Source organism: Actinobacillus equuli, assembly GCF_900636745.1.
Lineage (GTDB): Bacteria > Pseudomonadota > Gammaproteobacteria > Enterobacterales > Pasteurellaceae > Actinobacillus > Actinobacillus equuli.
Genome location: NZ_LR134310.1, coordinates 1811380 through 1826335 on the forward strand (window position 1 = coordinate 1811380; position 14956 = coordinate 1826335).

The window sequence follows — 14956 nt, forward strand, 5'->3', positions numbered from 1 at the left end:
AATAAGCGGTCTATTTTTCTTATTTTTTTGCAAAAAAGTCAGGAAAATAGACCGCTTGTATATTTCTCTCTTTGAAAATTAAGACAGCATACCTAACTCATAAGCGATAAAAAGTAAGGTGAATGCTGAAAGATAGATTAAACCTGCAATGGATAACCAAAATAATCCGCCTTTTACTTTATGCTCTCCTTTTAATACCAGCGAGAGATTCAGTGCAGCAAAAATCGGTGTTGAAACGAATGAACAGATCATCGCAAAAGAAAGCATTTTAGCGACATCGCTCATAAATACCGAAATAATAAGTACCCCGATAGCCGCTGTAATTGTCATCCAAATGCTTAAACTCGCTGCAGAACTTTCTTTTTTGTTTAGCAATAAACGTAACGCTTCATTATTAGCTCGTGAATAACCGTCAATTACGGTAATCGTTGTGCCAAACATACACATAAAAGCAATTAATGCGATCAATAATTTAGACCAATCACCGATAGCGAAAGCGTACATTTTAATTAATTGTGCAATATATTTCACACCCGCCTGTTCAACCGTTTCGCCCGAACCGTATTGGACTAAGGCGCCTAACGCTAAGAACACTAAGGCAAGAATTGCAGTACCGATAAAACCGACATTGAAATCAAAAATACCGTCTTCATAGCTCACTTTATTTAAACGGCGTTTCGCCACTACCCACATTGAATTGATCGCTGAAATCTCAATCGGTGCCGGCATCCAGCCCATTAACGCCACAATAAAACCGAGTGAAGCTAGATTCCAAGGGCTTGGTTCAATAAAATCGGGTGCGACTTGTACACCGCCTTTTGAGGCTGCCACAATTACCGCTGTAACCGTGGAAACGGTCAATGCAATCATAATCCATTTAGATAGCGAGTCTAAAAAGCGATATTTGCCTAATAATAAAATACCCCAAGTAACCGCAATAATAATTGTACTGGCAACCGGAATACTCAGATCAAACTGTACACCAATGGCAGAGAATAAGAATTTTAAAATTGCTGCAGTAACGATACCTACTGCCGCCGTATTAATCATTGCCGCAATCACATTTAAGATAAAGAAAATCCACAAGTAGATTTTGCCTTTTTCTTGATAACCTTCTAATAAGGTTTTATTCGAACTTAACGTATATTGCACGCCAAAGCGGAAAAACGGGTATTTAAATAAATTCGCTAAAATAATAATTAATGCTAATTGCCAACCGTAAATTGCGCCGGCTTGGGTTGAGGCAACAATATGCGAACCGCCTACCGCTGCAGATGCCATTAAAATTCCCGGCCCTATTGCTTTTAGTTTTGATTGCCAGTTTGAAACAGGTTCTAGTTGTTGTGTTTGTGTCATGTTTTCTTTCCTTTTATTGTAAAAAATTTAATACGTTTTTAGGCATTGTATGCCTAAATTCTTAAGAGAAACAATCGCTTTTTTATGATTAATTAATTTTGTAAAAAAAATGATAAAAATTTTGTAAGCCGAAATGCGCTGGCTAAAGCATAATTATATAAGCTTGATATGGAATTAGTGGATTATGCTGAATTTTATTGGTTTACTAGTTTTTTATAAATTTTAGTTAATTTTAATCGGTTGCTGAGTTATTGCTCTAGTATATTGAAACTGTTAGGATTCTTGCCGTTTTATAACAATTAAATGAGATTTATATTTATGTCTAACACAGCACAAAATTTAAGGAATGATCCTAAAAAAGTTGCGATTGCTTCTATGGTGGGAACGGCAATCGAATTCTTTGACTACTATATTTATGCCGCTGCTGCGGTATTAGTTTTTAATACGCAATTTTTCAAAAGCGGCGATCCGGTTTCGGATGAGTTACTTTCTCTTTCCACTTTAGCACTCGCTTTTTTCGCTCGTCCTATCGGCTCGGCGCTTTTTGGCCACTTTGGTGACAAAATCGGTCGTAAGAAGACGTTAGTCGCTTCATTGCTATTAATGGGCGGTTCAACCGTTTGTATCGGTCTATTACCGACGTATGCAGATATCGGCATTTGGGCAACCGTGTTACTTTGTTTATGTCGTGTCGGACAAGGTTTAGGTCTTGGCGGCGAATGGGGGGGGGCGGCATTAGTAGCAACCGAAAATGCGCCGGACGGCAAACGTGCTTGGTACGGTACTTTCCCACAATTAGGTGCGCCAATCGGTTTATTTTTAGCAAACGGAGCGTTCTTCCTTGTCAGTTATATTTGGGGTAAAGAAGGGCTTGTTGAATGGGCATGGCGTATTCCGTTTATTTCATCAGTCGTGTTAGTTATGGTGGGATTATGGGTGCGTTTAACCTTACATGAAAGCCACGTATTTCGTGAAGCGGAAGAAAAAGGTAAAACCCAAAAAGCGCCGGTAAGCGCCGTGTTTAAACACCATATGAAACCGCTAATGTTAGGGACTTTCATTATGACGGCAACTTATGTGTTGTTCTACATTATGACCGCCTTTGCACAAGTTTATTCAAGAACACCAGCAAAACTTTCTGATGCTGGCCATCCTATGGGACTCGGTATTGAGCCGAATACCTTTACTGGTTTATTACTATTAAGTGCGATCGTTTTTGGTGCGTTTACCAGTATTTCAGGTCTTTTAGCCGATAAAGTCGGCCGCCGTAAGTTTCTGTTATGGGTCACTTTTGCGATGGGCATTTTCGGTTTAGCAATGCCGTTATTCCTTTCAAACGGTACACCGTATTCCGTATTTGCTTTCCTTGTTGTAGGTATGGCGTTGATGGGATTCACTTTCGGCCCAATGGCGGCATTATTGCCGGAGCTGTTCCCAACCGAAGTTCGTTATTCAGGTGCATCACTCGCTTATAACTTCGCTTCAATTGTTGGCGCAACCGTCGCAGCGACATTTGCCATTAAAATCAACGCAGCCTACGGAATTTTAGGGGTAGGGATCTACCTTGCGGCAAACGCAGTCTTAACCTTAATTGCATTATTTATGTCAAAAGAAACCAAAGACCTAGATTTAACCAAAGCGTAAATTGATTTAAGGTGGTAAAAAGGCTCCGATATGGAGCCTTTTTTGTTATAGACCTTATTTTTAATCCTACTCTATAATATACTGCATTTTTTAAATGCTATAAAAGTCTCAGAAGGGATTAGTCAATCAGTCTTTAGTCATTAGATGTTTATCTTACTAGTAGCTGAATCTTTGACTATAAAATAAGTTAAGTATTTGTTATGTAACTATATTTTTAATAGGGGATATCTATGGATGAAACAAATTGGGTTGAGGAAATCGATGATGAACAATCATTACCTATACTAAATAATCGACAAATTTTTACTGACCTAAGTGATCGTGAAATTAAGTCTTTAAAAGATAAGAAAGATAAAGGGAGACTATTACTGCAACCAGAATTTCAACGTTATTATGTCTGGGATGCGAAGCAAGCGAGTAAACTTATTGAATCAGCCTTACTTGATGTACCGTTACCTGTTATTTATTTATCTGAAGACAAAGATGGAAAAGAATGTGTTATTGATGGTCAACAGCGTTTAACATCTTTCTTTTCGTTCATTTCGGGTAGTTTTCCTAATGGAAATGAATTCACTTTGAAAGGTTTAAATGTTTTAACAGAGTTAAATGGAAAAACATTTGCTGATTTATCAGAAGAACAGCAAGATAAAGTTGAAAGTTATTCAATTCGAGTAATTAAATTTAAAAAAGAATCAGATGAAAATCTAAAGTTTGAAATTTTTGAACGCTTAAATACAGGATCAGTACAGTTAAATGATCAAGAGTTGCGTAATTGTATTTATCGAGGGAAATTTAATCAGGCGCTAAAAGAAATGGCTGATTATCCTGATTTTAGAGATATTACAGGATTTAAACAGCCTCATAATCGTATGGCAGATATTGAATTAGTACTTCGTTTTTGTGCTTTTTACAAACAGACTTATTTGAAATATACCCCATCGATGAAAAATTTCTTAAATTTAACAGCGAGAAATAATACTCACTTAGTAGATGAAGAGATTCAAGAGCTTAAAGATAAATTTAAACAAGCTTGCTCGCTAAGTAAATCAGTTTTTAGTGATAAAGCATTTAAACGTTTTACTGGAGGTATATCAACAGAAAAATATTCAGGAGATTGGGATAGCCAAGCGTTAAATAGATCGCTCTACGATATTGTTATGTGGGTATTTGCTGACTTAGATAAAAATAAAGTTATGCGCCATTCTGATGAGATTCGTGAAGCATTGATTGATTTAATGGCAAGTGATAGAGAGTTTATAGAATCAATTACTATTTCTACTAGTTCGAAGAAGGCAATTAGACGTCGTTTCAAAGTGTGGCATGATACAGTAAGTAAAATTGTAGAATCTGATAGTCAAGAGAAAGAACCTCGTTGTTTCTCTTTAGCGTTAAAAGAAGAAATGATGGAAAAAGATCCAACATGTAATATTTGTAATAATCGTATTCACCATATTGATGATGCTGCCATTGATCATATTCAGCAATATTGGCAAGGAGGAAGGACTATTCCTGAAAATGCTCGTTTAACTCATCGTTATTGTAATAATGCACGGATGCGTAAAGAGTAAAAAGTACAACAAAAAGCTGTCTGAGTTTCAGACAGCTTTTATACTATTACACTTTAGTTATATTAACTTAGCCGTTGTATTTTTGGAATACTAAGCAAGCATTCGTACCACCAAAACCGAAGCTGTTAGACATTACGGTTGTTAACGCTTTGTCTTGACGCTCTGTTACGATATTTAAGCCTTCTGCTTGTTCGTCTAATGTTTCGATGTTAATACTTGGTGCGATAAAACCGTTATCTAACATTAATAATGAGTAGATTGCTTCGTGTGCGCCCGCTGCACCTAAAGAGTGACCAGTCATTGATTTTGTTGATGAAATCGCAGGTTTTTTATCACCGAATACGTTTTTAATTGCACCTAACTCTTTCACATCACCAACCGGTGTAGAAGTACCGTGTACGTTAATGTATTCCACTTCGCCGTTTACGGTTGCTAACGCTTGTTTCATACAACGTTCCGCACCTTCACCGCTTGGCGCAACCATATCATAACCGTCAGAAGTCGCACCGTAACCTACGATTTCAGCGTAGATTTTTGCGCCACGAGCAAGTGCGTGTTCTAATTCTTCAACGACAACAACCGCACCACCACCTGCGATAACGAAACCGTCACGGTTTGCGTCGTAAGCACGGCTTGCTTTAGTCGGGTTATCGTTATATTTGGTTGACACCGCACCCATCGCATCGAATTCGGTTGCACATTCCCAAGAAAGTTCTTCCGCACCACCGGCAAACACAACGTCTTGTTTACCTAATTGGATTAATTCCATTGCATGACCGATACAGTGAGCTGAAGTTGCACACGCAGAACTGATTGAATAGTTAACACCACGGATTTTGTATGGTGTTGCTAAACATGCCGATACGCTTGATGCCATCGTTTTAGTTACCGCATAAGGACCAACCGCTTTCACGCCACGCGGGCCACGTACCGCATCACAAGCTACTAATTGGCTATGCGCTGAGCCGGTACCCGCACCGATTACTAAACCGGTACGATCGTTTGATACCTGATCTTCAGTTAAACCTGAATCTTCGATAGCTTCTTTCATTGAAAGATAAGCGTAAGCAGCAGCATCACCCATAAAACGGTAAATTTTACGGTCAATTAATTCTGCCGGGTTTAATTTGATTGTTCCGGCAACTTGGCTACGCATGCCTACTTCAGCAAATTCAGGAACGAATTCAATGCCGGATTTACCTTCTTTTAATGAGGCTAAAACTTCTTCTTTATTGTTACCGATACTAGAAATAACGCCTAAACCAGTGATAACGACTCTTTTCATTTTGTTTCCTTCATCATAATTGATTTCGTAAGATATTAGGTTCAGCTTACACTTGTTCGCTAAAGTAAGCTACTAAAACTTATGTATTTTACATGATTTTAGGACTGGTCTGAACTCTTTTCGCGAAAGATAGCGGTCTGATCCGAGCTGTTTTTTGCAAATTTTTGCGAGATGTCAAAAGTAACAAGGCGACTGACTTTACTTTTTTGAGCAAAATGTTAAATTGATCACATTTTTTATAACAAGGGATTTAACGTGGAAGAGTTGGAGCTATCGACGGCTTACTTACATCAGCCATTGTCTGGTGTGTCGGATACTTTTTCTTCAATCGCTAACCAATTAAGTTGGTCTATTCCTCGTATTGATGCCTTAAATGATTTTCGAATTAAACGTGCTTTAGCTGCGAACAACCCGCAGTTTCAGTACGTTTTTTCTTTATTACCCCTCTTAATTCATGCCAATTGCCCTGAATTGCCCGCTTATGTAAAAAATGCGCCGAGCGGTATTGCGCAATTTCAGCTATCGGATTTTCAAAATCGGTATTTAGCCAGTGTTAATCTGAGTGCTGAGACGATTGAATGTTTTTCACAGAATCCTGCATTTGATGCTTTATATTCAATGGGGAGTACTGGGAGCATTACTCAAACAAGTCTATCTGATTTAGACTTGTGGCTTTGTTATTCTGATCGCTTGAGCGCGGTGGAATACCAATTGATCGAACAAAAACTGACTAAAATAAAACATTGGGCAAAGCACTTTGAGGTGGAACTCAATTTTTATTTAATGAACCCTAACCATTTTAAAGCGAATTTAACCAGTAATGATGTAAATACGGAGCATAGTGGTTCTGCACAACATTTCTTCTTGTTGGATGAGTTTTATCGTTCGGCAATTCGTTTATCCGGTAAGCGTTTGTTATGGCTCCACTTAAGCGATAAGCAATACCAAAAATGTATGGGATTAGCGGATTTTGATCAAAGTGAATGGATTGATTTCGGCGATTTTTCTTCGCTTTCGACCGCAGAATTTTTCGGTGCGAGTTTATGGCAATTATATAAAGGGATTGATTGCCCATATAAATCGGCACTTAAAATTTTACTATTGGAAAGTTATGCCGAGACTTATCCGGAAACGGCTTTAATCTCAAAAGTATTCAAGCAGAAGTTGCTTAATCAAACGCCGGAAAAATATCATTTTGACCCTTATTTAGCCATGCTGGAGCAAGTCACGGTTTATTTAACCAATCGTAAAGAATTCGTGCGTTTAGGGCATGTCAGAATGTGCTTTTATATGAAAGCGAATGAAGGAGATAAGTCCGATTCTTGGCGTAAGCAAGCGTTGTTGGAGCTGGTACACGGCTGGCAATGGAATGTGAACGAAATTAAATTACTTGATAACCGAGAGAGTTGGAAAATTAAACAAGCGATTAGCCATCAACAAATTATTGTCGATTTGTTGCTGCAGAGTTATCGTAATTTAATTCATTTTGCCCGCAAGTTTCATATCGATCCGAGCATTTTAACTAATGATATTGACACCTTAATGCGTAAACTGTATTCGGTGTTTGAAGTCTTGCCGGGTAAAATACAGCTGATTAATCCGCATATTGCCAAAAATTTATCGGAAAGTGCCGTAACCTTTATTGAGGCGAGAGAAGGTTCTACATTGCAGTCCGGTTGGTATTTAATTAATCAAGCACCAAGAAGCCCGTACAATTCGGAATTACGTTATGTGCACCATGCGAAGAATCTGATCAAAGTGGTGGCTTGGGGCTATTTTAATGGGGTGGTTACTTCAAGCACTCAGCTACACTTAATTAGTCGTAGCTTAGATTTACCGAAATTACGCCAATTTATTACGGATTTAAGACTCTCTTTTCCGGTGACGGCGCCAATGCTCAGCGAGCAGGATATGCTGCACCCGAATGAGATTCGTAGCTTAATTTTGGCGGTGAATTTGGTGAATGACCCGACCCAAAAACTGGCGGATATGCGCCGTAGCGTACAGCCGAGCGATTTGTTCAATTTCGGTTCTTCGCAAGAGAATTTGGTCGGTAGCGTCAGTATTATTTATCGTAATATGTGGAACGAAATTCGCACGTTGCACTTTGAAGGGGATGATGCGATCTTAAAAGCGTTAAAACTGATTTCGAATAAGATCTATCGAGGTTCGGCACCACCGCAATCGGTTAATGTATTTTGCTATAGTCGTCGTTTTAGAAGTGAGTTGCGTGAGTTTATTGCTGATCTTGTACACCGTTGTATTACGATTCAAACCGGCACGATTTCACATCGACACTCGTTGAATACGTTGAAAGTTGCAGGCAAAACGTGGCAATTTATTTTTGGAAAACAAAAGGTTGCGATCCAGCAGATAGAGGATCAAGCGGTTGATTTTACCCAAAATTTTGCAAATAGCGCATTAAATCCAGAAAGTAATGGTTTGACGTTCCCGCGTGAAATTGATGAATTTGCGAGTGAAGGGTTCTTACAGTTCTTTTTTGAAGACAATCCGGACGAGAGCTTCAACGTTTATATTTTAGATGAAAAGAATATGTTAGAAGCTTATTACTACTGTTTTGGCTCGAAAGAAGAAAAAGTGAAAGAAATTAATCGGTTACATTCCGTGGAAGACAATACTGCATTAGAGACCAGCAGTTTTAATTTCCCTCAGTTTTATCAACTTATTCGGGTTAACGGTGAAATGCAAATTGTGCCGTTCCAAAGCAAACAACACAGAGACTATTTAGCGCAGTTACAAGCGGTCTAAATTGGCTCATTTTTTACATTATAATTTTAAATTTATACACAACATCATTATGTCCGAAGGTATTTCCCATCTTGCCAATCCCGAATTGGCGAAAATCGTTGTTTTATTGGCAACCAGTATTACGATTGTTCCATTATTTAAACGTATCGGTTTAGGCAGCGTATTAGGTTATTTAGTCGCCGGCTGTCTTATTGGCCCGTCCGTACTCGGTTTATTCCAAGATCCTCAAGCAGTTGTACATTTAGCCGAACTTGGTGTGGTCATGTTCCTATTCATTATCGGTTTGGAAATGCATCCGGAGTTGCTGTGGAGTATGCGCAAAGCTATTTTTGGACGAGGCTTTTTGCAGGTCGCAACTTGTGGGACGTTACTTACTTTCGCCGGCATTCATATTCTGGGGCTTAAACCAGAGGTGGCATTTATTGCCGGTGCAGGCTTTGCGCTGTCTTCCACTGCTATTGTGATGCAAGTGTTAGAAGATAAAGGGATTGCCAGCACCTTAAAAGGGCAGCGCATTGTTTCTACACTATTGTTCGAAGACTTGGCAATTGTGCCGTTGCTGGCTTCGATTGCTTTCCTTTCACCGGAAGCGGAGGCAGAACCGACATTTAATTTTACTTCGATTGGGATTGCAATTGTCGGTATTATCATTTTGGTGGTGGGCAGTAAATGGGTGATGAATCCGCTGTTTAGAATGATTTCGAAAGCTAAAGTACGTGAGATGATGACCGCAGCCGCATTGCTGGTAGTGTTAGGCGCAGCTTGGTTGATGGAAGCGAGTGGGCTTTCGATGGCGATGGGCGCGTTTGTTGCCGGTGTAATTTTATCGGAATCGGCGTTCCGCCACCAATTAGAAGCGGATATTGAGCCGTTTCGAGGCTTATTGCTCGGTTTATTCTTTATGGGCGTGGGCATGTCTCTCGATTTAAATTTTGTTTTTAATGATTTGGTATGGTTACTAAGTATTGTGGCGATATGTGTGTTGGGTAAAGCTTTGGTTGTGTATGTGATCGCCCGTTTAACACGTTTAAGCCATAGAGAATCAATGATGCGAATGTCGATTATGGCGCACGGTGGTGAATTTGCATTCGTATTATTTTCGGCAGCGGCAGCAATCGGTTTATTTAATCAAGATCAGCAAGCAACGTTTACGGCGGCAGTGATTGTTTCAATGTTGATTTCTCCGTTGGTTGTGCTGTTTGTACAACGTGTAATGATGCGAAAATCCGCCCAAGAAGCACCGAATATGACGGATATCGAGATTGCCGAAGATCTGGAAAATAACGTATTGGTGATTGGCTTTGGACGATTTAGCCAAATCGTATGTCAAACTTTATTAGCGAGAGGCATTACGGTAACGGTGATTGATTCCAGCACTGATCGTATTCGTGCGGCGGCAAGTTTCGGTTTTAAAGTGTATTATGGGGACGGCACTCGCTTAGATGTATTACGAGCCAGCGGTTTGGCTAAAGTGGACTGTGTGGTATTAGGCATTAATAATCCGGAACGAAGTGCATTAATTGTTGAACAAATTAAACAAGAGTTTCCATTAACGCCGATTTTGGCTAGAACCTATGATCGTCATAGTGCGATTGAATTAACCAAGCGACATGTTGATTTCCAAATTCGTGAGACGTTTGAATCGGCTTTAGTGCTAAGTAAAGCGGCAATGATGAAATTGGGCATTGATGATATTGAAGCCGACAGTGTGATTGAGAGCGTGAGATCCTTGGATAAGGAACGTTTTAAAGAAGAGCTGATTTATGGTTCTTCGGTTGAAATTGTACGCAAATACTTTACGCCGAAACCGTTTGTGAAACCGCAACAAGAAGCGGAAGCACTGAATGAATCTGCTGCAGAAATTTTGGCAGAGGACGAGAGCGAGCAGACTGCGAATAATGAAAATAAATAACGGCTAATTTATCGAAGCGATAAAATTCGGATTAGATCAAATCTTTTTACAACAAAGGGCGAGTTATCGCCCTTTTCGTTTACATCATGCTAACAACTCTTTATGATGACATAGCTATGAAAAACATGTATTTCGGTTAGCGTTCGTTTGTCTTTATAGAGTTAGATAAGGTTTATTTATGCTCCCTGAGTTGGGTTATTTTGCATTGATTTTGGCTACAGTCGTAGCCGTTTTTCAAGTGGGCTTGTCGCTGTGGGGCGAACTATTTAAACGTCCGCAATTACTGAGCTTGAATCCGTTATTTAGCGGAGTACAGGCGCTATGTTGTACAGTCTCGTTCGGGGCCTTGGCGCACGCATTTCTGAGCGATGATTTTTCTGTCATTTATGTTGCACAGCATTCCAATAGTCAATTACCGGACTTCTTTAAATTTGCAGCGACTTGGGGCGGACATGAAGGCTCAATGCTATTTTGGCTCACCGCATTAACTCTTTGGACCAGCGTGTTTTGCATTTTTTCCGATAAATCCGACCGCTTGTTTAACTACCGCACCCAAGCGATGCTAGGGCTGATCAGCCTTGGCTTTATGCTGTTTATCTTATTAGTTTCCAATCCGTTTGAACGTAGTTTTCCACCGCCACCGGAAGGACGAGATCTAAACCCGATGTTACAAGATGTCGGGTTAATCTTTCATCCGCCGTTACTTTATTTAGGCTATGTCGGTTTTGCGGTAAGTTTTGCGATGATTGTGGCGAGCTTACTTTCTGGTGTATTAGATGCGGCAACTACACGTTGGATTCGCCCATGGGCAATGATTTCATGGGGATTTTTAACCGCCGGTATTATTTTAGGTGCTTGGTGGGCTTATTATGAGCTGGGCTGGGGCGGCTGGTGGTTCTGGGATCCGGTCGAAAACGCTTCATTAATGCCATGGTTATTAGGTACGGCATTAATTCATTCTCTGATTGTGAGCGAGCAAAGAGGTATTTTTAGCTATTGGACGATTTTATTGGCCATTTTTGCTTTCGCATTGAGTCTGCTTGGGACTTTTATTGTTCGTTCAGGCGTCTTAACCTCAGTACATGCTTTTGCAGTTGACCCGGATCGGGGGATGGCATTACTGATTCTATTTTTCAGTTTAAGTTTTATTGCATTAGCGCTATTCGCTTTCCGCGTAAATTTATGGCAAGGCGAAGTGCGTTTTCGCTTGTTCTCAAAAGAAACCGGCTTTCTGTTATTGAACGGATTGTTGACGATCGCCACTTGCGCCGTGGTACTCGGTACGTTTTATCCGATGATTTTTACTGCAATGAGCTGGGGTTCAATTTCAGTCGGTGCGCCTTATTTCAATAGCATATTTGCGCCGTTAGCCGTGTTTCTTATGTTAGCGATGGGGCTGGCGGTGATATTGCGTTGGAAGCAGATTCCATTAAAAACGATTTTATTAAAACTGGCTTTGTTGCCGATTGCATTAGGATTTGCGGTCGGGTTGATTCAACATACGATTGCGCAAACGCAGCTATATCAATTCGAGCTATTACCTTTATTGTTTGTGACGTTAGCTATGTGGATCATTTTGACCCATATTCCTTATTTGCAATATATGTGGCAAATTCGACCGCTTGCAATGCGTTTAGCGCATATCGGTTTTGCCATTTGTGTGATTGGCGCGATGATGAATAGTTATTATGGCGATGAGATTGGTGTGCGCCTCAAGCCGGATCAACAAGCGAATTTAGCTGGTTTTACTTTCCGATATGAAGGCTATCGTGATGTTATCGGAGCCAACTATACAGCGGAACAAGCGATTTTTAGTATTGCTAAAGCGGGAGAAGAATTAGCGTTAGTTGCGCCAGAGCGCCGTTATTATGATGTGAGAACTATGACAATGGCGGAAGTCGGTTTGTATCATCATGGCTTAGATGACGTGTATATCGTAATGGGCGATAAATTCGGTAACTTAGAATATGCGTTCCGCTTACATTATAAGCCTTATGTCAGAGCATTATGGCTTGGCGGTATTATGATGGTTATCGCCTCAATTTTAGCGCTGTTTGGTTATCGCCGTAAATAAATTTTATGATGGATGAATAAGATGAAAAAAGCCTTTTTATTTTTGCCTTTATTATTATTGGTTGCTTTAGTGGCGTTCCTTACCGTGCCGTTAATGAATAAAGACGCATTAGCGCCAACCGAAGATTGGCGAGATAAACCGTTTCCTGAATTTGTCGGCAAGAATTTGTTAGATCCGCACGCACGTTTAAATAATAACAGCTTACCGAAAGAGCCTTATATTCTGAATGTGTGGGCAAGCTGGTGTACTTGGTGTATTAAAGAATTTCCGATTTTATTAAAGCTTAAAGAGCAGGGTGTTCCGATTGTCGGTTTAACTTACACCGATGAACCGAATGCGGCGAGAGCGGCATTAAATCGTTGGGGAAACCCGTTTAATTTGATTATTGATGATTATGAACGTAGCTTTTTAATTCAAACGCTAAAAGTCTCTTCTGCGCCTTCAAGTTATTTAATTGATAAGCATGGGATCGTGCGTTATCAGCAAAAAGGCTATAACCCGGATTTCGAAAAAGATTTTCTTCCTCGTTTAGAAGCATTACGTAAGGAACCTTAATGAAACTTTTGCAAAAAATTTGGCTTTTTTTACCGCTTGTATTGAGTGGTATTGCACAAGCGGAAATGGTTGATACCTTTCAATTTCAGCGAGAGTCAGACCGAGTAAGAGCGGTGGCGTTAGCAAAATCGCTGCGCTGCCCGCAATGTCAAAATCAAAACCTGGTGGAATCAAATGCCACTACCGCTTATAAACTACGTTTGGAAGTTTATGAAATGGTCAATCAAGGTAAAAGCGATGAAGAAATTATTCAAATTATGACCAATCGCTTCGGGCATTTTGTGAATTACGATCCGCCGGTTAATGCTCAAACTTGGGTGTTATGGGGAATGCCGTTCGGATTATGTTTAATTTTATTAAGCTTAATTGTTTGGCGCACGAAAAAGAAATAGTAAGTCATATTTATTGAAGTGAATTTGATGGCGATAAGATGAAAACAAGAGCAGAAATTAATCACGAAAATTATCAGCAAGCGGTTAAATTTGCCGAAAATTTTGCAGATGAGCTGAAAGCGGAGTATCTCAATGAAGCGGAACAACGTTATCATTTTGAGCAGCAAGCCAGCCAATCTTTGCAAAACTTTTCTAAAAACAGACCGCTTGTCGGAGGGCTTCTATTCGCATTGAGCTTTGCGATTGCCGCCATTTGTTATTGGCAAACGGAACGTTATCAGATAGTGAACCGAGGCGAGCAGTTGCATCAAGCTTTTCAAATCCAAGCAGGGCAAGAAGATAAAGAACAAAAAAATAATCGTTATGTTTTAAGCCTGCAAGATCGCTTACGAGAAAACCCGAATAACGGGGAATTATGGTATGAACTGGGGCAAGCTTACGCCTTAAATAATGATTTTGGTTCCGCCTTAATTTGTTATGGCAATGCGCAAAAAGTTTTGGGTGAGAAAGCCGCTATTTTTGGTGCAATGGCAGCCGCCAAATATTATCAAGAAGGAAAAACAATCTCGGTTCAGACCCAACAGTGGCTTGATAAAGCGTTGAGTTTAGATAAAAAAGAGAGTACCAGTTTGTTGTTACTTGCTTCTCATGCTTATGCGAATAAACAGTATCAACAAGCGATTGATTTTTGGCGTCAGGTACTTGACGGAGAGAATGAATCAATCGATCGCCGAGCAATTATTCAGAGCATCGAAATGGCTCATCAATCCCTGAAATAAAAATTAACAGCCCCTGAAAAGTAGGCTTCTGAAGTCTATTTTTTCAGGGGCTGTTTTATTCTTCTTCACTATTTCTAGGCGAGCTGTATGGTTTGAAAATCATCGCTTACTTCTGGATCACCTTTTTTCCATTCCATTTTGCCAAATTTACCAAGTGAATTATCAATTAGGCGAACCTGCTCTAATTTTACTTCCCAAATAGCTAACCTATCATCGACATATGGTTTAAATTCTGCCTCATATAACTCTCTTGCAATTTTCGCTTCTTCGCCACTTAGGAGATTTACTATGCCAAGAAATTGGATACCTTGAATGGAAGAATGAAAGCGAGTCGGGGAGAATATAGTACCGGCGACTTGGGGATTTTTATGCAAAATTTTAGAGTGGGTTGTCTGTTCTGAACTCATATAGATTAAGCGACAATTCGCCTCATCAAATTTATAAAAGCATGCTACAGCCCAAGGCTGCTTATCGTCTGCTACAGATAAAGTACAGAGGTATTTTTTATTAAGAAAATTAGCTATGCGTTTCTGCATATGGATCCCTATATTTATTAATAATTGTAAAATATGTCAATTTGTAAATTGTTATAACATACTGCTTAATAAGCAGAATCCTTTTT

At 39.7% G+C, this 14956-nt stretch carries 11 protein-coding genes; 8 read left to right on the forward strand and 3 right to left on the reverse strand.

From position 1 onward, the window contains the following. Positions 1 to 78 precede the first annotated feature (78 nt). Entirely contained in the window at positions 79 to 1356 is a 1278-nt protein-coding gene (locus tag EL121_RS08560; protein WP_039196133.1) for an NRAMP family divalent metal transporter, read from the reverse strand. Positions 1357 to 1674: 318 nt separating this feature from the next. On the opposite strand from EL121_RS08560, the gene EL121_RS08565 reads away from it, so the two are divergent. Next, a complete protein-coding gene (locus tag EL121_RS08565; protein WP_039196135.1) occupies positions 1675 to 3000 on the forward strand; it encodes an MFS transporter in 1326 nt (441 codons plus the stop codon). A 230-nt stretch (positions 3001 to 3230) separates the two neighbouring features. Further along, positions 3231 to 4568, forward strand: coding sequence for a GmrSD restriction endonuclease domain-containing protein (locus EL121_RS08570; protein WP_039196137.1), 1338 nt, complete (start codon positions 3231 to 3233; stop codon positions 4566 to 4568). Between the two features lie 67 nt (positions 4569 to 4635). On the opposite strand, the gene fabB is transcribed toward EL121_RS08570, so the two are convergent. Next, on the reverse strand, positions 4636 to 5853 hold the full coding sequence (gene fabB / locus EL121_RS08575) for a beta-ketoacyl-ACP synthase I (protein ID WP_039196139.1): 1218 nt from the start codon (positions 5851 to 5853) through the stop codon (positions 4636 to 4638). A 255-nt stretch (positions 5854 to 6108) separates the two neighbouring features. On the opposite strand from fabB, the gene EL121_RS08580 reads away from it, so the two are divergent. From EL121_RS08580 to EL121_RS08605, 6 genes are all read left to right on the forward strand, one after another. Continuing rightward, positions 6109 to 8622 carry a class I adenylate cyclase gene (locus EL121_RS08580; RefSeq protein ID WP_039196141.1) on the forward strand — a complete coding sequence of 838 codons (2514 nt, stop codon included), beginning with the start codon at positions 6109 to 6111 and terminating at the stop codon, positions 8620 to 8622. Positions 8623 to 8671: 49 nt separating this feature from the next. Next, positions 8672 to 10534: a monovalent cation:proton antiporter-2 (CPA2) family protein gene (locus EL121_RS08585; protein ID WP_039196143.1), complete on the forward strand. Its 1863-nt coding sequence runs from the start codon at positions 8672 to 8674 to the stop codon at positions 10532 to 10534. Positions 10535 to 10712: 178 nt separating this feature from the next. After that, positions 10713 to 12608 (forward strand): heme lyase NrfEFG subunit NrfE, encoded by a 1896-nt coding sequence (gene nrfE / locus EL121_RS08590; protein ID WP_039196145.1) that lies wholly within the window; start codon positions 10713 to 10715, stop codon positions 12606 to 12608. Between the two features lie 21 nt (positions 12609 to 12629). Next, complete coding sequence (locus EL121_RS08595) at positions 12630 to 13163, forward strand: redoxin family protein (protein WP_039196147.1); 534 nt, start codon at positions 12630 to 12632, stop codon at positions 13161 to 13163. Then, complete coding sequence (gene nrfF / locus EL121_RS08600) at positions 13163 to 13555, forward strand: heme lyase NrfEFG subunit NrfF (protein WP_039196149.1); 393 nt, start codon at positions 13163 to 13165, stop codon at positions 13553 to 13555. The genes EL121_RS08595 and nrfF overlap by 1 nt, the downstream gene beginning before the upstream one ends. Before the next feature lie 38 nt (positions 13556 to 13593). Next, positions 13594 to 14334, forward strand: a complete 741-nt coding sequence (locus EL121_RS08605) for a TPR domain-containing protein (RefSeq protein ID WP_039196150.1) — start codon at positions 13594 to 13596, stop codon at positions 14332 to 14334. Between the two features lie 74 nt (positions 14335 to 14408). Here EL121_RS08605 and EL121_RS08610 read toward each other — a convergent pair whose 3' ends face one another. Beyond that, entirely contained in the window at positions 14409 to 14870 is a 462-nt protein-coding gene (locus EL121_RS08610; RefSeq protein WP_039196152.1) for a pyridoxamine 5'-phosphate oxidase family protein, read from the reverse strand. Between the last annotated feature and the right edge of the window lie 86 nt (positions 14871 to 14956).

Coding starts and splice junctions, on each gene's coding strand:
- EL121_RS08595 (WP_039196147.1), top strand. CDS start 12,630: ATGAAAAAAGCCTTTTTATTTTTGCCTTTATTATTATTGGTTGCTTTA.
- EL121_RS08565 (WP_039196135.1), top strand. CDS start 1,675: ATGTCTAACACAGCACAAAATTTAAGGAATGATCCTAAAAAAGTTGCG.
- nrfE (WP_039196145.1), top strand. CDS start 10,713: ATGCTCCCTGAGTTGGGTTATTTTGCATTGATTTTGGCTACAGTCGTA.
- EL121_RS08560 (WP_039196133.1), bottom strand. CDS start 1,356: ATGACACAAACACAACAACTAGAACCTGTTTCAAACTGGCAATCAAAA.
- EL121_RS08605 (WP_039196150.1), top strand. CDS start 13,594: ATGAAAACAAGAGCAGAAATTAATCACGAAAATTATCAGCAAGCGGTT.
- EL121_RS08610 (WP_039196152.1), bottom strand. CDS start 14,870: ATGCAGAAACGCATAGCTAATTTTCTTAATAAAAAATACCTCTGTACT.
- EL121_RS08570 (WP_039196137.1), top strand. CDS start 3,231: ATGGATGAAACAAATTGGGTTGAGGAAATCGATGATGAACAATCATTA.
- nrfF (WP_039196149.1), top strand. CDS start 13,163: ATGAAACTTTTGCAAAAAATTTGGCTTTTTTTACCGCTTGTATTGAGT.
- fabB (WP_039196139.1), bottom strand. CDS start 5,853: ATGAAAAGAGTCGTTATCACTGGTTTAGGCGTTATTTCTAGTATCGGT.
- EL121_RS08585 (WP_039196143.1), top strand. CDS start 8,672: ATGTCCGAAGGTATTTCCCATCTTGCCAATCCCGAATTGGCGAAAATC.